Origin of the sequence: Embleya sp. NPDC020886 (assembly GCF_044333915.1) — a bacterium.
Classification (GTDB): Bacteria; Actinomycetota; Actinomycetes; order Streptomycetales; family Streptomycetaceae; genus Embleya.
Genome location: NZ_JBIRRX010000002.1, coordinates 928,192 through 945,201, shown reverse-complemented (window position 1 = coordinate 945,201; position 17,010 = coordinate 928,192). Strand labels below are relative to the sequence as shown.

Sequence of the window (17,010 nt, the reverse complement as noted above, 5' to 3'; positions counted from 1 at the left end):
TGTGAGACAGAGCCGTAAGTTTTACAGTCCCTGCGGAAAGGGCGTGTACGCCCGTGAGGGTCGGTCCCGCAGCGTCCGGTCCGGCGCCGGGAGCAGGGAAGTGAGTCTGATGAGACGTGCCGCCGTGTTGGCGTCGGTAATCGCCATGGTTGGGTGGGGGTGAGTGGTTGCAGGATGGTGCGGCACGACGTGCAGATGAGCGCGGACGGCGCGGTAGAGGTGCCGACTACACGACACCGGCCCAGATCCCGCGAGCGTGTTTGAGGTGTGTGCTCATCAGTTCGGCGGCCTCGTCCGCTTCTCCGGCCTCGACAGCGTCGAGCAACGCGTCGTGTTCCTGTGTGGACTCGAGGAAGTCCTGGGTGCCCGCGACGTGGTTCAGGCCGTACAGGCGGCCTTGGTCGCGCAGCTGGCCGACGATGGCGACCAGCCGGGGATTGCCCAGGTGGCCGAGCAGGGTGAGGTGGAGTTCCCGGTCTGTACCGAGGAAGCCGACCCAGTCCCCGGCCAGCGCGGCCTCTTCGGTGCGCGCGGCCAGATCGCGCAGGGGAGCGAAGTCGTCGACAAGTCCGCGAGCGGCGATCTCGCGGACGGCGGAGACTTCGAGCATCAACCGGATCTGGATGATCTGATCGAGATCGGCTTCGGTCACGACGCGGATTTGGAAGCCCCGGTTGCGCACCATTTCGATCAGGCCTTCCTTGGCCAGATCGAGCAGTGCTTCCCGTACCGGGGTGATCGACACCTGCAGCTGTTCGGCCATCTGGCCGATCGCGTACAGCGTCCCGGGACGGATTTCACCCGCCACGATCTGGGCGCGGATCACTTGGCCGGCGTCGTCGCGAAGGCTTTGCCGCCGCAGCCCGGTGCCGGGTGTGACCGTGGTGCCGGGACGGGACATAGTGGACCCCTTGGTCGTCGAAGCCGCGCGAAACCCAGCCGCCGCGGCGTATCCAAGGTATAAGGTATCGCAGGTCTTGCTCAAAAGGCGGGCGACAGCCCGGTCCTGAGCGGCGATTCCCACGGTTTTGAAGAGCGTTCGCCCGGTGGTCTCCGGTGCGGTTTCGAGCATCCCGGCCGGCTCGTGGATCCGGTGACGGGTGAGTGTGCCGGTCTCGAGTGCGTGGATGATCTCGCCGGCTTCGTCGGTGGCCGCCTCGATCTGTTCGACGACGACCAGGTCCGCGGTCGCGAGCAACTCGTCCGGCAGTTCGCGCATCGTCGGCTGGAACGAGCCGATCGCGTTGACATGTACTCCGAGCCGGCAGGGCGTCGGCCGGGAACAAGGGAGTACTCGACGAGGTCGCACACGAGACGATCTCGACGGCGGTCAAGGCAGTCGTGACGTCATCAGCACTCCGCAGGTGTACCCCGGGCAGTTCGCCTTCCAGCTCGGACGGGAGCTTCTCGGCGCGGGGGCGGTCCCGGTCGAACACGGTCAACGCGGTCAGCGGCCGGACAGTGTGCACGGCCCGGACCTGGTCCGGGGCCTGGGCTCCGGCGCCGAACAAGGGCATCACGGACGCGTCGCGGGGAGCGAGCGCGTCGGTGGCCACACCGGCGATCGCACCGGTCCGCAGGGTGGTGATCGCCGAGGCGTCGGCGATGATGCGGCCGTTGGCGCCCATCCGGGTCACGGTGCCGATGATCGCAGGCATGCGGTCGAGTCGGGCTTCGAGCGCTTTCACGGCCGCGGTTCCGGTCTGTTGGTGGAACGCCGTCGTCACCAGGACCCGGCCGTCGCCCAAAGCCAGTCGCGGTGGGCGGACGAACGAGCCTGCGGCAACCTCGAGCAGAACCTCGCGCACGGCGTCGATCGCACGACGCATCGGCCCCTGGCGCCGGACGTCCTCCGCGCTCGGTACCTCCTCTGACGTGGTCGTCATCGTTTCTCCTCTCGTCGTGGACCTGCTAAGGCTTGACACCTGAGGTGTAAGGTATTACACCTATCGGCAACGCCAAGTGAGGTGAGAATGGGTTCGAATCAAGTGGACGTCGCCATCGTGGGCGGCGGGGTCATCGGCAGCGCGGCCGCCTACTACCTCGCACGTTCCGGTGCCGACGTCATGGTGGTGGACCCGGCTCCGGGGCGTGGTGCGTCGGCGGGGAACGCCGGCCTCGTCGTGCCGAGCTACAGCCTGCCCATGTCCAACCCCGGTGTTCTGCTGGCAGGGGTCCGGTCGTTGTGGGGCGCCGATCCGGCCGCCACCCTGAGTCGTCCGCTGTCTCTGCGCACCTTGCTGTGGCTCGGGCGCTTCACAGTGGCTTCCCGGCCGGGACGCGCTATGCGCGATGCGCGACGGCTTGGTGAACTCGCCGCCGCGAGTATGAGGCTCTACGACGATCTCCTCAACGACCTCGAAGTGTGCTCGCATTCGTCCGGGTTCCTGCACGTTGCCCGCGATCCGGCGATCTGGCAGGCCGAACGGAAGGCCGCTTCGCGGCTGGCGGGGTTGGGAATCCGGCATGAGGTGCTCGATGCCGCCGCCCTCGCGAACGCCGAACCGGGGATGGCCGACGGATTCGCCGGCGCTGTTCGATTCCCCGACGATCGAGCCCTCGACCCCGCAGCCGTGACGAACGCGGTCCTGGCGGCCGCCGTGAGGAGTGGCGCGGTCGTGCGCACCGACCGTGTGGTGGGGGTCCGGATGCGGGATCGTCGGGCGGACGCGATCGAAACCACCGGAGGACCTGTTCGTGCCAGGGCCTTCGTGCTCGCCGCCGGCGCGGACAGTGCCGCAGTCGGGCGGCTGTTCGGCCTCCGGCTGAAGGTCGAAGCCGGTTACGGCTGGAGCCTGACGCTTCCCGCTCCGAATCGGCTGCTCGACCACGCACTGATGTGCGCGGACGACCACGTGATCCTCACTTCCACACCCGGCCGGCTCCGCCTCACCGGCGGCATGGAATTCGGTGGGCCGCCGGGGGCGCCCAAGGCGGAAGCCATCGCGAGGCTTCGCGCCGTGGCCGAACGCGCGCTACCCGCAGTGCGTCGGATCACCGCAGACGGAACCGCATGGCGCGGCGCGCGCCCCATGACCCCGAGCGGGTTGCCCGTGATCCGTCGCTTCGGGGGCGACTCGGGCAACGTCGTCGTAGCCACCGGCCACGGCACGCTCGGTCTGACCCTCGCCCCGGCCACCGGCCGGATCGTCGCGCGGCTTCTGGCGCCCGCGCAGAAAGGCAGTGTCGGTACGTCGTCCCGTTTTCTGTGACCTTCCCACCGGAGGTTCTGCCATGACCGCTCCTTCTCCTTCGCCTTCTCCTGCCCGTGCCCGGCTCGTTCTCGCCGTCTTGGTCCTCGGTATTTTCGCTTACCAAGCACTGGAAACCATGCTGGCTCCCGCGTTGCCACTCATCCAGCAGGCCGTCGGCGCCTCGACCCCGGCGATCGCGTGGGTGTTCACCGGTGTCCTGCTCGCCGGGGCGGTCGCCGCTCCGGTCATCTGCCGACTGGCCGACATCCGCGACAAGCGCAGGGTCCTGCTCGCGGTACTGGCCATCGTCTGTGCCGGAACGCTGGTCGCCGCACTGGCGACGTCGGTCTGGGTCCTGACCGTCGGCCAGCTTCTGCAAGGAGCCGGACTGGGACTGATTCCGCTGGCCATCGGGATGATCCGTGACACCCAGTCGCCCGAGCGGGTGAAGTCCGCGAACGGCCTGATCATCGGGGTCGCGGCATTGTCGACAGCCGTCGGACTCCTCGCAGCCGGGCCGATCGTGGCGAGGATGCCCTACACATGGCTCTTCTGGCTGCCTTTCGTACTCCTCGTCATCACGTTCGCCGTCGCGTGGTTCGTCGTCCCGCCGTGCCCGCCGGGCGAAACAGGCAGGGTCGACCTCACCGGTGCGGTGTTGCTCGGCGGTGGCCTCGCCGCCCTGCTCGTGGCGATCACCGGAAGATCGAGGTGGGGCTGGGTATCTCTTGAGGTCCTGGGTCTCACCGCGGCTTCGCTCGTCCTGCTCGCCGTGTTCGTCGCGGTCGAACTGCGGACCGAGAAGCCTCTGGTCGACCTGCGAATGCTCGCCGGAAGGTCGGTGATGCTGGTCTCTGCCGTGTCGTTCGCGGTCGGCTTCAGCAGTTTCGCGGTCTTCGTGCTGGTCCCGATGTTGGTCCAGCTTCCGGCCGAAACCGGGTACGGTCTTGGCGCAACGGCCACCCTGACAGGTCTTTGCCTGGTGCCTCTCGGGCTGGTCGGGACCCTCGCCGCCCCGCTGACCGGACGGCTTGAGCGCCGGATCGGCTCCAGGGCGGTGATGGTGCTGGGAACCGGGGCCCTCGCCGGGGCCAGCGCCGTGCTCCTCGGCGCGGGCGAGCCGTGGGTGATCTTCGTGGCGACCGCCGTTGCCGGCGCCGGTACCGGCTTCGGCATGACTCAGGCGATGAACATCGTGGTCGCCACGGTCCCGGCTGAACGGACCGCGAGCCTCACCGGCGTGATCTTCGTGATCAAGGCCGTCGGCGGTGCGCTGGGTGCTCAAGTCGGCGCGAGCGTTCTCGCCGCGGGAGGCACGCCGATCCCGAGCTGGGGCGATTTCCGGACCGCGTTCCTTCTCAGTGCGGCGATCGGCCTGGTCGCCGTCGTGCTGAGCTGGGCACTACCGGCGAAGGTCAACAGGACAGCTCAGGACGACGTCGTCCTGGCCGGCTGAAATACAACGCAATGGATAGGAGACCCATGATTCCCGACGACATCACGCGGTACCTCACCACGATCCCGGACTGGGCCGAGATCCCCACCGTCGACGGCCTGATCGGCGACCTCGAAACGCTGGCGGCCTCGAACGGGGACCTGTGCCGATGGCGGCGTTACGGGACAAGCCGTCTCGGTGATCCGCTCCGTGTCCTGTCGATCGGGCACGGTGAGCGGAACGTCCTGATCCTGGGTGGCCCGCACGCGAACGAGCCGTTCGGCGCTCTGACGGTCAGCCATCTGTCCCGGCTCGTGACCGAGCACGCCGAACTGCGCGACGACCTGACGTGGCATTTCCTGCCCTGGGCCAACCCCGATGCCGCCAGGATGAACGAAGGGTGGTTCGCCGGCCCACGCTCCATTCGGGACTATCACGAGCACTTGTACCGCCCGGCGCCGGTGGACGACGTCGACTACACCTTCCCCAACCTCTCCGAGAATGGTTACTACGACAGGCCGTTGCCGGAAACCCAAGCGGTGATGCGGATCCTGGAAGACCTGCGTCCGGTGTTCCAGTACTCGCTGCACAACTGCGATTTCGGTGGCGTCTTCTACCTCCTCGACCATGACGTACCGGGGCTCGCCGAGGATCTGCTGGCGTTCACCGGCCAGAGTGCCGTTCCCCTTGCGATGGACTCCGTCGTCGTGACGGGGCTCGACAGCCCCGGTAAGGGGGTCTACCTCTTCCCGCCCGCGGAGCTGATCGATGGCGGGATCGCCGAACTCGGCGGAACCAGCGGGCACTGGGCCGCCCGGTACGGGACCACCACCCTGGTCGCCGAGATTCCGATGTGGAACGACCCGCGTGCGGCGGACGAAACCGATTCCGGCCGGACGGTAGGCGAGGTGTTCGGTCAGGCGGCCACGGAGATGGCCGAATCATCGGACCTGCTCGCCGACCTGATGGCGGCGGTCCGCCCAGCGCTGCGCAGCGGATCACCCCTCACGGCCTCGGTCGAGTCACTGGCCCGGCTCGGCCCCTCGTTGGCGCAAGGAATGCGGGCCGCGGCCGAAGCGATGGACGAGCGGCCCGCCGCGGTCGGCGAAGCCTTCGTCGGCGCGATAACCCCGATCATGATCCGGATGCGCGGTCTCGGGCAGCTGCGACGGCTGCTGCGGGCCGAACTCGCCACCGGTAACCACGCACCGGCCCTCCGGGCGACCGTCCGGAAAGCCGACGAGTTGTTCGACCATGCCTGCCACGCCGCGGGCACGGTATCGGAGGGGAATCCCTTTCCGCTGCGGGACGTGGTCGCCGTCCAGGTGGGCGCCGGGCTGGTCGCCCTGCGGAGGATTCTGCAGGAGACGGAGTGACCGGCTTCCATGACGAGGTGATCGTCGGTGACGCCCACAACGATCTCCTGGTGCTCGTCGCACGCCGTCCACGAGAGGTCTGGGCTTCCTACTTCCGCGAGCGCTGGTATCCGCAGCTGCGGGGCGGCGGGATCGACATCCAGGTTCTGCCTGTGTTCATCGACGACGAGTTCCGGCCCGAGGGCGCGCTGCGGGAGACGTTGCGGATGATCGAGGCCGCGCACCGGCTGGCCGAGGGCAATGCCGATGTCGTCGCCCTGTGCCGGACGGGCGACGAGGTCTCCGCGGCGGTCGCGTCCGGTCGCATCGCGCTGGTGCCGGCGTTGGAAGGCTGTCCCCAGGTGGACGACGACATCGAACTCTTCCAGACCCTGCACCGGCTCGGTGTACGGATGGCATCCTTCACCCACTACGGGCGCACGATGCTCGCCGACGGCTCGGCCGAGAACGCCACCGGGGGCAGGCTCACCCGCGCCGGGGTCGAAGCGGTCGGCCTGCTGGAAGAACTCGGGCTGCTGATCGACGTCTCGCACGTCGGCAGGGCGAGTGTCGAGCACATTCTCGAGCTGGCCACCAAACCGGTGATCGCCACCCATTCCTGTGCCGACGCGGTATACCCGCATCACCGCAACCTCACCGACGAGCAGGTGCGCGGGATCGCGGCGACCGGCGGGATCGTCTGTGTCAACTTCTTTGCCGGCTTCCTCACCGATGCGAAACCCACGATCGAGCACCTGGTGGAGCACATCGCTCACGTGATCGCCATCGCGGGAGAGGACCATGTCGGCCTCGGCAGTGACTTCGTCGCCGAGTTGTTCGACGAGAAGATCCCCACCTGCGACCGGCCGCTCATGATCGAAGGTGTCGACGCCGAGACCTTGGTACCCGGCCTCGAAGGACCTGCCGGCATGCCACTGGTCACCGAGGCACTCGTCAGGCACGGCATGCCCGAGCCCGTCGTGGCCAAGATCGTCGGCGGGAACCTGTTCCGAGTACTCAGGGAGCTCACGTGAAAAACCTGTACAACCTGACGGTCCCGCTGCGTGACGGCGTTACTCTCGCGGCCGACCGTTACGGGCCGGCCGGTGACGCCCCGGTGCCTGCGATCGTTCTCGGCACGCCCTATGGCAAGAACGACCCGAGGCGGCCCGCGCAGACAAAACTCCTGGCGGCGCGGGGCTACGCGGTCGTGATCTACGATGTCCGCGGCCGCGGCGATTCGGACGGCGTGTTCGAGCCGTACCGGAACGAAGGCCCGGATGGCTATGACGTGATCGAGTGGGTGGCCGCTCAGGACTGGTGCGATGGCAACGTCGCGAGCTGGGGTGGTTCCTACTCCGGCCACGCCCAATGGCTGACCGCGCTGGAGAAGCCGCCGCATCTGCGCGCGATCGTCGCCTACGCGACACCCTCGGATCCTTTCGTGGACTTCCCGACCGGAACCCGGGTTCCGCAGGAGGTCTGCTGGTACCGGATGGTCGACCGTCGCGCCATGCAGAACGTGGCCGGATTCGATTGGGGCGCCGTCTACAGCCATCTCCCGCTGTACACCATGGACGAGGCCGCCGGGTTCGTCAGCGCCAACTGGCGGGCGGACATCGGACATGCCCCTGGCGACACCGAGTACTGGGCCCCGCTCGTCTACCAGACGAAACTGTCCGAAGTAGACGTACCGGCGCTGCACGTCACCGGCTGGTACGACGACGTCCAACCGGGAACGCTGCGGAACTTCGCGGCGATGATCGCGAAGGCACCCACGGAGGCGACGCGGCGCGCGCAACGATTGGTGATGGGCCCCTGGGGGCACGACGCCGGCCGCGCGGGCGGCCGGAAAATCGGTGACGTCGACTTCGGTGACCATGCCGAGGACGTCGATGTGACCGAACTCGAGGTGCGGTTCCTGGATCACCATCTGCGGGGTGTCGACAACGGCGTGGACCGGGAAGCACGAGCACGGTTGTTCCTGATGGGACGCGGGGAATGGCGCGACGCCGATGAATGGCCGCTGTCGGAAACCGTGTGGACGTCGCTGTACCTGCACAGCGCGGGTGACGCCAACACCCGTGGCGGCGGCGGGCGATTGACCCCTGAGGCCCCGGCGTCGGAGGAGCCGGCGGACACCTACCGGTACGACCCGGCCGATCCGGTGCCGTTCCTCACCGAGCCGACGTCGATGCAGATCGGCGGCCCCGACGATTACGCCGAGGTCGAAGATCGTGACGATGTCCTCGTCTACCTCGGACCGCCGCTCGGGGAGCCGCTGACGGTAATCGGTCCGGTCCGCGCCGAGCTGTTCGTCGGCAGCGATGCCCCCGACACCGACTTCACCGCGAAGCTCGTCGACGTCGGACCCGACGGTGTGCGGCGCCGCCTCTGCGACGGGATCGTCCGCGCACGCTACCGGGAGGGCTTCGCCACGGAGCTCGCTCTGCGGCCGGGCGAGGTGTATCGCATCGAGATCGACATGTGGAGCACCGCGCACGAGTTCGCCGTCACGCACAGCGTCGGACTGGAGATCTCGTCGAGTGCCTTCCCGAAGTACGACCGGAACCAGAACACCGGCGGATCGATCGTCCACGGCACCGAACTGCGGGTGGCGCACAACGAGATCCGGCACAGCCCGGCGCATCCCTCCCGCCTGATCCTGCCGGTGATCCCCTGACCGGTCGGTCTTCGGCGCCTGGCAATGAGCCCGGCGTGGCCTGCCTGCTGACGTGTGGGGCCGACGGTTTCCAGGACACCCCGGGTCACCTCCGGACGCGGGTCGCAGACCTTGTAGGAGAGGCTGTCGTAGTCACGCCGCCAATCCACCCGGGCCGCGGCGGAGCCGGCGTGGATCTCCGCCGCGAACACCCTGCCCGCCACCACCGTCAGAGGACGTCTCGCTCGCCTGAGTGATAGTTCGTGGATTGTGCCAGATTATGGTGCTTTTGCCGGTTGCTCGCTTCGCGAGATTGGAAATCATGGCGAGGCGGATCATGCTTTCGGAGTGCTCGGGTCCGGTCTCGTAGTCGCGGGCCGGCCGGCGGTGCATCATGATCCAGCCGAAGCTGCGCTCGACGACCCACCTCCGCGGGACGACCGGGAAGCCCTTGACCGGTGTGTTTCTCGGCACGACGTCGACGTCGATGCCAAGCTTCGCTCGGTGTTCGACGGCCTGGGTCTTGTAGCCGGTGTCGACCCGGGCCTTGGTGATCGTGGGGTGGGTGGCGGCGAGTCGTGTGAGGAGTTGCTTTCCGGCGTCGTTGTCCGAGGCGCCCGCGGCGGTGACCGTGACGAGCAGGAGAAGGCCCGGGGTGTCGACGACGATGCTGCGCTTGCGGCCGACGATCTTCTTCGCCGCGTCGACGCCCTGGGTCGCACTGGGCACGCCGGGAGCGGTCTTGATGCTCTGCGCGTCGATCACGCAGGCGGTCGGCCCGGCCGACCGGCCTTCCTTCTCGCGGACCACGCGGTGGAGTCGGACGCCGAGCCGCTCGATCGTGCCGTCCGCCGTCCGGGCGCCGAAGTGGGCGAACACGGTGGTGTGGGGCGGGAAGTCGTGCGGAAGGTAGCGCCAGGCATCCCGGTCCGGTTCACGTACGGGATCGCGTTCATGATCTCCCGCAGGTCGGAGATCCTGCCGCCGAGGCCGAGCGAAGTCTTCTGCCGTTCGGCCCGCCACGCGGTCGGGACCGGCTCCACCAGTGCCCAGCGGGCGTCGGACAGATCACTCGGATAGGCTTTGCGCTGCGGCGGGTTCGTCATAACTCCACTGGTACATAAGGGAGTTGGAGTCCGCCATCGCTCGTCCGAATGAACCGCCACGGACAATCCGCGACCTTCTCGAACCGGACAGGAGCTTTCGGATCGAAACGTGACGGATCGCGGTGGCCATGGCGTCCGGGTAACTACGGCGTATTGGACGAAAGCTTCATTTACGAAGTCTTCAGGCGAGCGGCAAAACCAACCAAACCTGCACGTCAACGACATGAACGTCCTCTGAGTCATCTCGGCGAGATCTTGGCCCTGCGCGCCAACCACACGGCCGGCGGCCACACGCTGCCGCGCGACGACCACCCCCCGTGGACGGGGACGCGGCGGGGGCGATCGCGGCCTTCGACGCCGGCGCGGGGGCCTGGCGGAAGGTGCTGCTGGGGATCGACGACGCCGCGCTGGACACCGTGGGGCCACTGCACCTACCCGCACGGCAGCGACCCGGCGGAGCCCTTCGTCGACATCGTGTGGTGGGTCAACCAGGAACTGCTGCACGCCGGAGCCGAGATCGCACTGCTGCGCGACCTCTGTCACGCACGATCCCGCGGAGCCCCGGCAGCGGTGATGACCCGCCTGCCCGAGGAAGGCGGCTCCCGCCGCGTGCAGCCCAGCCACACAGGAAGCCTTCGTCGCCGCTCGCCGGCGAGCGGCGCTACGCCCTTCCCTTGCGCTGGTCCCGGTCCCGGACCCTCGCGCCGCAGACCCGGGTAGATCGCCTCGGCGCGTTCACGGGTGGCGCGGGGCCGGGACTCAGGGGCGGCTCACCCACGACTCACCGGTGGCTCAGCACGTTGACAACTCGGCCGTTGGGGTCGCGGACGAAGAAGCGGCGTACTCCCCACTCCTCGTCCTGCAACGGGTGCACGATCTCCGCGCCGCTCGCCCGTACCGCCGCATGGACCGCGTCCACGTCGTCGACCTCGACGCTCACGTCGGGGACGACCGGCGCGGTCTTGTCGTGGGTCATGAAGGTGACCTGTGCCGTGGGATTGGAAGAGGAGGCGAGCGTCATCACCCAGCCCTGATTCATCACCTCCTCGAATCCGAGGAGACCGTAGAAGTCCCGACTCTCCGCCATGGCCTGTGATGGAAAATCGGGCATCACGCGGCGAATGGACATGGGCGACTCCTGGTGAGACAGGCCGGGGAGGGCAGCGAGGACTGCTCGCCGGCGGGCGGACACCGACAAGAGTGCCCGAAACCGCCTTCGCGGTCTTGGACGAATGGGAACGCCACGCCCAGCGGCCGACGGCAGTCCGTCCCGGGTTCACCGACCGATGGGCGAGGGCGAATCCGGAGGACTGCGCCGGGGGCTCGGGCGGGCTCTCGGTCCGGGCAGATCCAAGGGAGTACTGCGGCAGCAGGTCGACGGTGCCGAACCCCGCCTCGGCCCCGCCCCGGGCCGGGCGGCGAAGGGCCTCGTGGGCAGCCGGCTCGCCGACCCGGATCTCTCTCCCCGTCGATGTTGGCCCGTGAACTCGGCGTCTCCGTACGGACGTTGCACCGGGCGTTCGCGGCGGCCGAGGAGAGCGCCGCCGGGTACATCCGCCACAGCAGGCTCGAACAGGCCCGGCTCGAACTCCGCACTCGACGACCCGGCCGAGCATCTCGGAACTCGCCGCCCACTGGCACTTCGCCGGAAGCAGCCACTTCACCCGGGCCTTCAGGAGCCAATACGGCCAAACCCCGGCCGAGTTCGCGCGCCGAGCACCGGGAGCGGCTCGGCCTCGGTAGCGGAGACGGGAGCCGTGGCACGTGGGTGCGCGTCGTCGGGCTCGTGGCCCAGTGTGCCGGCGCCGTGGCGAGCAACGCGCGGACCCCGTCCCGATGCCCGGTCAGGACGCGCTCGGCCCGTCCGGTCGCGGGGTCCTACAGACGCACCGTGCCGTCGTGGCTGCCGCTTGCCAGGCGAGCCACCTGCGTTCGCGCGTACAGGGTGTGGGGCGCCCCGAGGTGGGCCGACCTCAGGTAGCACTCGCGCGCCTCGGCGACGCGGTCGGTTCGGGCCAGGAGGTCGGCGAGTCGGACGTGGACCTTGGCGTCGAGCTCGTCGTGCGCCACGAGGGCGCGGTAGTAGCGCTCGGCCGCGTCGATGTCGCCGGATTCCCAGGCGGCGCGTCCCCTGGTCTCAAGGAGCAGATGCATGTTCTCCGCGGCCGGAATGCCCTCGACCTGCCCGGGGTCGGCCGATGCCGCGACGGCGGTGACGGCGTTCTCCTCGGCGGCGTCGAGCATGTCCCGGGTCGAGCCGTGGTCTCCGTGGAGAAAGGGAACGAAGCTCAATCCCCGCCAGTACGCGCTGCGCAGGATCGCGCTCAACTGTGCCGGGTCCGTCGCCTCGAACATTGCGGTGGCCCGTCGCCCCCAGTGGTCGACGGCGGCGATCTCGGACGCCGCGCGGGCGTGGCCGACGAGCAGATTGATCGCGGCACCGATTCTCGTGCTCGCCGGCAACGTCTCGTCATCGGTCAGTCGGGTGGTCGACTCCCGGATTCGCGTCGCCGCGCCCGTCGGGTCGACACCGATCCTCAGGAACGCGCTGTCGCGCACCTGTGCCAGGCGGCACACCTCGAGGTTCGACGGATCACCGTCGAGGTGATCGACGATCTCGGTGAGCAGTTGCCAGAACCCGAGCCGAGCGAGTACCCGCGCCACGCGCAGTTGTCGCGTCGACCCGAGCCCCGCCCAGTGGTCGAGTTGCTCGCACAGGAACGACCACGGATCGGATCGATCCTCGGGAGGACAATCCCTGGGATCCTCCAGGAAGGCGATCTCGGGCGCGTCGAGCGAGATGAGCGCCCGCAATGGGCCCGGCGTGGAGACCTGATAGGCCGGCAACGGGTGGTCGGTCGGCAGTCTTCGACCCAGGTCCGCGGTCGCACGGGCGTGAATCGGGCCGTAGTCGCTGCGCATGTCGTGGTATGCGGCCAGCAGTTCCCCAGCGCGCGTCGGGGGTGCGTCGGGTGCATGGGTGGGCGCACCCCGAGCACCGCGACCCCGGCCAACGCGGCCAGGAACCCGTGCCTCCCACCACGCGGCGTCGAAACCGTCTTCTCCATACCGAGCACGCCACGAGCACGCCCCACCCCAGAGAGTCCGTACACATACTCAGCCCAGTACTCAAACGACGCCGCCGGCCCGGCCGACTGCGGCCGAGCCCCCCGCGTCGGTCGGGGTTCGTCGGTCCCGCCGGGTCGGCGAGCGGCTCGACGGCCCGGATCAGGGTGGTGCCGTGGTGACCGCGTCGAGGTCGCGCGACAGGCGCCATTGCGCCGAATCCTTCGACGGCCACAAGGATTCGGCGTGGGCGTCACGGTCTTTCGCCGACGACGTGACCGCCGGGATCGTCGGCCGGCACGACACACGCGCTGATCCGCTTGCCCACCGTTTCACGGTGCACCGCGAAGCTCCGACACAGCGCCATCACGATCTCCAGACCGTGCCGACCGATCCCCATGGCCCCGCAGCCCGCAATTCACACTCCGCCCGGCACCCGGCCACAGCCACCTGCACCACCGCCCGCCCGCACCCTGCCTCTCACCGCCTCAGCCCCACCGCCGACCCGGCCGGCCCCACCCCCATCTCGGCGGCCCAACGCCCGAGTCGCCCGCACTAGAGTTCGCTCGCGACGGGCCGAACACGCTCCGTCCACCGATAAGGAGAACCATGACGAACCCGCTGATCGCCGCCGTGGGCGGGCAAGAGCCGCACATCGATCCCGCCGCCTTCGTCGCCGCGAACGCGACGGTGGTCGGTGCCGTCACGCTCGCCGCCGGCACGAGTATCTGGTACGGCGCGGTGCTGCGCGGCGACGCCGAATCGATCGCGGTGGGTCCGGACACCAACATCCAGGACAACTGCACCGTACACAGCGACCCGGACTTCCCGACCGTGATCGGCGCGCGTGTGTCCGTCGGCCACAACGCCGTGCTGCACGGCTGCACGATCGAGGACGACGTCCTGGTCGGCATGAACTCCACGGTCCTCAACGGTGCCCACATCGGTTCGGGCGCCCTGATCGCCGCCGGGGCCGTGGTGCCCCAGGGCATGCGCGTACCGCCCGGCGTCCTGGTCGCCGGCGTACCCGCCAAGGTCAAGCGCGAACTCACCGAGGACGAGCGCGCCGGCATCAAGGCCAACGGCGCCGGCTACCGGTTCCTGGCCCGGGCCCACGACGAGATCACCTTCGGCTGACCTCGGGGCGGCCCCGCCGCCTCGCGCAGCCCTCGCTCGACTGCGGACAGCACGTCGGTCGCGGTCGTCCGGGTCGGGTCGACGTCCGAGGCATGCCCGGCGCACAGTCGGCGCCGGAGCATGAAAGCGCCGCAACTCCTGCGGGTGCGGTGGCACATCGTCACGAAACGCGGGAGTCGCCTCCGTCGCCGCCCCCGACGATGACCGCCTGTCGGGCCCACACGCTGGGGCAAGGTCGTCGAGGTCCGGGGCTCGGTAGGGGGATCGGTAACCAACCGGTGACGGGGCCGGCTTTCGGTGCGGTGCGGGCCGAGAGTGGCGAACACCCGATGCTCGTGGGCCGATCGCGCAGGGATCAGGGCGTGGCGTCTCCGGGGTCGGCCTGGCGGGCGAGGTCACCGGGCACGTCGTCGAGACTCGTGACGTCCAGAGGTTGGGGGTGTCGTGCAGGAGCGCGATGTGCGGTCTGCCGGGCGGACGGGCGATCAGCGTCCGGCCCGGGTGGGTCGCCTTGACCTTCGTCGGCGATCCGGGCGGCCCGAACACGGTGGGACGCGGCTCGGGCGGCCTCGCCGCCGCGGGTGCAGGATCGGCCGGTGGCGTGGGCCGGCGGGCACGGTCGGCGGGTCCGCGGTCCGGTCGATGTCGACGTGCGCGGTCGGCACCCGATCCACCGGTGTTGCGGGCCGGGCCGCCTCCGTGCGCGGGTGTGGGCAGTGGCTTTGCGGGTGGTGGTGTGTGTGGTGGGTCGGTCGCCCTCGGTCCGCCCCGGTGTGGATCGCGGTTCGCGCTCCGGGTGGGTGTGGGTAATCGCCGTGAGCACGGCGACGGCCTACCGGGCCCGTTCGGGCCGGGTACGACGGTTTGGAAGGACTCCGGCATGCCGGTGGCGATGTCGAGTTCGGTACCGTACCTCGAGAGCTTGTCTCCCGTGAACTGCCGGTCGCCACCTGCGGATTCGTCTGCGCCGGTGGTGCCCTGCCGGGGTCGGCCCGGACGAAAGCGGGCCGACCTCGGCAGGGCACACCGTCCTGTGCTCCGTGCATGGGCCCACCGCCTCACCGCGATTCAGGAGCACGCGTGCCCCCATCCCTGCCCGCAGGTCGCAGTGTTTCCATGCTGTGGATGGCGAGTGCCCTGTCCGCCGGGTCGACCTGGGTGATGCAGATCAGTCTGTTCATCCAGGTGTTGCATGCCTCCTCGCCGGCTACTCTCGCGGTGGTGGAGTTGGTCGGCACCCTGCCCGCGTTGTTGTTCATGGTGGCCGCCGGCACGCTCGCCGATCGCTTCGATGTTCGGCGGCTGGGAATCGGTTCGATGATCGTGCAGGCGCTCTGTGTCCTCGGGGTGACCCTCGTCCTGAATACCGGTGTCTGGCCGGCTGCGGGACCAGGTTGCGCGGGCGCACCGCGGCCTGGTGCACGCGGGTCAGTACGCCGAGGCCGTCCAGGACCCGCAGGGCGTTGGGGGGCGAGTTGGATGCCCGCGCCGATCTCGGCGAACTCCGGGGCCTGTTCGACGATGTGCGCGTCGAAGCCGGCGCGGGCGAGCGCCAGACCGGCGGTCATGCCGCCGATGCCGCCGCCGACGACGAGGAGGGGTATGTGTCGCATGGTGCTCACGACTCCTTGGTCCAACCGGCGACGAGCGGGGTGTCCGCCCCGATGGTGCCGGTGTCGTAGGCACCGCCGGGGTTGCCCAGGGCGGTGTCGCGCCCGGGCAGCGGCAGGGTGAAGAACGCGGCGTTGTCCCGGATCCAGACGGGGTCCGGTCCGCTCGCGGAGGCGACGATGGCGTCGACCGGGCATTCCGGGAGACAGGCGCCGCAGTCGATGCACTCGTCGGGGTTGATGTAGCGCTTGGTGGCGCCCTCGTAGATGCAGTCGACGGGACACACGTCGACGCAGGACCCGTCCAGCTCGTCGATGCATTTCTCGTTGATCACGTACGCCATGGCATCTCCTTCTTCGAGGGTTGGACGGTGTTCGGGATCAGCCGACGATCGGGACGGGCGCCCGATCGCTGGAGTGGCCGGGGAAGAGGTCCTCGTCGGGGCGCAGGCGGACGGCGATGTTGTTGACGGCCGTCGCGGCCTCGCCGAAGCCGACGGCCATGAGCCGGACCTTGCCCCGGTAGGTGGTGACGTCCCCCGCGGCGTAGACGCGGTCGACGCCGGTGGACATGTCGGTGTCCACCTCGATCTGCTGCTTGTCGACGCGCAGCCCCCAACGCGTCAGTGGTCCCAGCGAGGCGACGTGGCCGAGCGCCGGGATCAGCACGTCCGCGTCGACCCGTTCGAGGCTTCGGGTTTCGCAGTCGCGAATGGTGACCGCGTACACCGCGTGCTCGCCATGCACCTCGGCGATCTCGCTGTCGGTGAGGATGCGCACCGGCGAGGCCGTCAACCGCGCCACCGAGTGCTCGTGGGCCCGGAGTCGTTGCCTTCGGTGCACCAGGGTGACTCGACGGGCATGGGGGGCAAGGGCGTTGGCCCAGTCGACGGCGCTGTCGCCGCCGCCGACCACGACCACGTCGCGCCCCGCGTAGGTGTGCGGCGCGGCGACCACGTGGTGCACGCCCTCGCCGGTGTAGCCGGTCAGTGCGGGCAGTGGGCGCGGCGTGAACCTGCCGATGCCCGCGGTGAGCAGCACGGCGCCGGCGCGGATCTCGTGGCCGGCGGTGGTGCTCACGGTGACCGCGTCGGGCTGGTGGCCGATTTCGGCGGCGCCGTCGCCGAGCAGGACGATCGGCTCGGCGGTCGACGCCTGTTCGGTCAGCCGCGCCACCAGGTCCCGGCCCCGGATCGCCGGATGGCCGGCGACGTCGAGGATCTCCTTGTCGGGGTACAGCGCGGCCACCTGTCCCCCGAGGTGCGGCAGCGAGTCGAGCACGGTCACGCGCAGACCCCGCATCCCCGCGTAGTAGCAGGCGAAGAGGCCGGCCGGGCCGGCACCGACAATCAGCAAGTCCGTCTCCGACAACCGTCGTTGCCGCGATGCCTCGAATAGGGGTTCGTGCACGGTCGATCCTCCGTCCGCTCGCTTTGCAAGCGATG

The 17,010-nt window shown here is 69.3% G+C and carries 13 protein-coding genes and 3 pseudogenes; 8 read left to right on the top strand and 8 right to left on the bottom strand.

Annotated elements, in window-relative coordinates; translation table 11 throughout:
* Nucleotides 1–226: 226 nt before the first annotated feature.
* Together ACH4U8_RS10910 and ACH4U8_RS10905 are read right to left on the bottom strand one after the other, a co-directional pair.
* Nucleotides 227–1,219, bottom strand: coding sequence for an FCD domain-containing protein (locus ACH4U8_RS10910; protein WP_395776937.1), 993 nt, complete (start codon nucleotides 1,217–1,219; stop codon nucleotides 227–229).
* 112 nt (nucleotides 1,220–1,331) lie between these two features.
* Nucleotides 1,332–1,829: pseudogene (locus tag ACH4U8_RS10905) on the bottom strand (ornithine cyclodeaminase family protein); the annotation flags it as partial.
* A 159-nt stretch (nucleotides 1,830–1,988) separates the two neighbouring features.
* Here ACH4U8_RS10905 and ACH4U8_RS10900 point away from each other — a divergent pair.
* From ACH4U8_RS10900 to ACH4U8_RS10880, 5 genes are read left to right on the top strand one after another with little or no spacing between them, the layout of a single operon-like run.
* Nucleotides 1,989–3,212: an NAD(P)/FAD-dependent oxidoreductase gene (locus tag ACH4U8_RS10900; RefSeq protein WP_395776935.1), complete on the top strand. Its 1,224-nt coding sequence runs from the start codon at nucleotides 1,989–1,991 to the stop codon at nucleotides 3,210–3,212.
* A gap of 22 nt (nucleotides 3,213–3,234) precedes the next feature.
* Nucleotides 3,235–4,650, top strand: a complete 1,416-nt coding sequence (locus ACH4U8_RS10895; RefSeq protein WP_395776933.1) for an MFS transporter — start codon at nucleotides 3,235–3,237, stop codon at nucleotides 4,648–4,650.
* Nucleotides 4,651–4,676: 26 nt separating this feature from the next.
* Nucleotides 4,677–6,005, top strand: a complete 1,329-nt coding sequence (locus ACH4U8_RS10890; RefSeq protein WP_395776931.1) for a M14 family zinc carboxypeptidase — start codon at nucleotides 4,677–4,679, stop codon at nucleotides 6,003–6,005.
* Nucleotides 6,002–7,018: a membrane dipeptidase gene (locus tag ACH4U8_RS10885; protein WP_360313568.1), complete on the top strand. Its 1,017-nt coding sequence runs from the start codon at nucleotides 6,002–6,004 to the stop codon at nucleotides 7,016–7,018. The genes ACH4U8_RS10890 and ACH4U8_RS10885 overlap by 4 nt, the downstream gene beginning before the upstream one ends.
* Complete coding sequence (locus ACH4U8_RS10880) at nucleotides 7,015–8,667, top strand: CocE/NonD family hydrolase (RefSeq protein ID WP_395776929.1); 1,653 nt, start codon at nucleotides 7,015–7,017, stop codon at nucleotides 8,665–8,667. Before ACH4U8_RS10885 ends, ACH4U8_RS10880 begins: the two co-directional genes overlap by 4 nt.
* A gap of 252 nt (nucleotides 8,668–8,919) precedes the next feature.
* Here ACH4U8_RS10880 and ACH4U8_RS10875 read toward each other — a convergent pair.
* A pseudogene (locus ACH4U8_RS10875) lies at nucleotides 8,920–9,752 on the bottom strand (IS5 family transposase); the annotation flags it as partial.
* Between the two features lie 48 nt (nucleotides 9,753–9,800).
* Here ACH4U8_RS10875 and ACH4U8_RS10870 point away from each other — a divergent pair.
* Nucleotides 9,801–10,301, top strand: a pseudogene (locus ACH4U8_RS10870) (hypothetical protein); the annotation flags it as partial.
* A 232-nt stretch (nucleotides 10,302–10,533) separates the two neighbouring features.
* Here the strand turns inward: ACH4U8_RS10870 and ACH4U8_RS10865 are convergent.
* Nucleotides 10,534–10,881, bottom strand: coding sequence for a VOC family protein (locus ACH4U8_RS10865; protein ID WP_360313564.1), 348 nt, complete (start codon nucleotides 10,879–10,881; stop codon nucleotides 10,534–10,536).
* Between the two features lie 485 nt (nucleotides 10,882–11,366).
* On the opposite strand from ACH4U8_RS10865, the gene ACH4U8_RS10860 reads away from it, so the two are divergent.
* Entirely contained in the window at nucleotides 11,367–11,495 is a 129-nt protein-coding gene (locus ACH4U8_RS10860) for an AraC family transcriptional regulator (RefSeq protein ID WP_395777019.1), read from the top strand.
* 135 nt (nucleotides 11,496–11,630) lie between these two features.
* Here ACH4U8_RS10860 and ACH4U8_RS10855 read toward each other — a convergent pair whose 3' ends face one another.
* Nucleotides 11,631–12,674, bottom strand: a complete 1,044-nt coding sequence (locus tag ACH4U8_RS10855; RefSeq protein WP_395776927.1) for a tetratricopeptide repeat protein — start codon at nucleotides 12,672–12,674, stop codon at nucleotides 11,631–11,633.
* Between the two features lie 753 nt (nucleotides 12,675–13,427).
* Here ACH4U8_RS10855 and ACH4U8_RS10850 point away from each other — a divergent pair.
* Nucleotides 13,428–13,955 (top strand): gamma carbonic anhydrase family protein, encoded by a 528-nt coding sequence (locus tag ACH4U8_RS10850; RefSeq protein WP_395776925.1) that lies wholly within the window; start codon nucleotides 13,428–13,430, stop codon nucleotides 13,953–13,955.
* A 1,058-nt stretch (nucleotides 13,956–15,013) separates the two neighbouring features.
* On the opposite strand, the gene ACH4U8_RS10845 is transcribed toward ACH4U8_RS10850, so the two are convergent.
* From ACH4U8_RS10845 to ACH4U8_RS10835, 3 genes are read right to left on the bottom strand one after another with little or no spacing between them, the layout of a single operon-like run.
* Nucleotides 15,014–15,568, bottom strand: a complete 555-nt coding sequence (locus ACH4U8_RS10845; RefSeq protein ID WP_395776923.1) for an FAD-binding protein — start codon at nucleotides 15,566–15,568, stop codon at nucleotides 15,014–15,016.
* Between the two features lie 5 nt (nucleotides 15,569–15,573).
* Complete coding sequence (locus ACH4U8_RS10840; protein ID WP_395776921.1) at nucleotides 15,574–15,909, bottom strand: indolepyruvate ferredoxin oxidoreductase subunit alpha; 336 nt, start codon at nucleotides 15,907–15,909, stop codon at nucleotides 15,574–15,576.
* A 37-nt stretch (nucleotides 15,910–15,946) separates the two neighbouring features.
* A complete protein-coding gene (locus tag ACH4U8_RS10835) occupies nucleotides 15,947–16,921 on the bottom strand; it encodes an NAD(P)/FAD-dependent oxidoreductase (RefSeq protein ID WP_395776919.1) in 975 nt (324 codons plus the stop codon).
* Nucleotides 16,922–17,010: the final 89 nt, after the last annotated feature.

Coding starts and splice junctions, on each gene's coding strand:
- ACH4U8_RS10855 (WP_395776927.1), bottom strand. CDS start 12,674: ATGCGCAGCGACTACGGCCCGATTCACGCCCGTGCGACCGCGGACCTG.
- ACH4U8_RS10910 (WP_395776937.1), bottom strand. CDS start 1,219: ATGCGCGAACTGCCGGACGAGTTGCTCGCGACCGCGGACCTGGTCGTC.
- ACH4U8_RS10845 (WP_395776923.1), bottom strand. CDS start 15,568: ATGCGACACATACCCCTCCTCGTCGTCGGCGGCGGCATCGGCGGCATG.
- ACH4U8_RS10865 (WP_360313564.1), bottom strand. CDS start 10,881: ATGTCCATTCGCCGCGTGATGCCCGATTTTCCATCACAGGCCATGGCG.
- ACH4U8_RS10840 (WP_395776921.1), bottom strand. CDS start 15,909: ATGGCGTACGTGATCAACGAGAAATGCATCGACGAGCTGGACGGGTCC.
- ACH4U8_RS10890 (WP_395776931.1), top strand. CDS start 4,677: ATGATTCCCGACGACATCACGCGGTACCTCACCACGATCCCGGACTGG.
- ACH4U8_RS10850 (WP_395776925.1), top strand. CDS start 13,428: ATGACGAACCCGCTGATCGCCGCCGTGGGCGGGCAAGAGCCGCACATC.
- ACH4U8_RS10895 (WP_395776933.1), top strand. CDS start 3,235: ATGACCGCTCCTTCTCCTTCGCCTTCTCCTGCCCGTGCCCGGCTCGTT.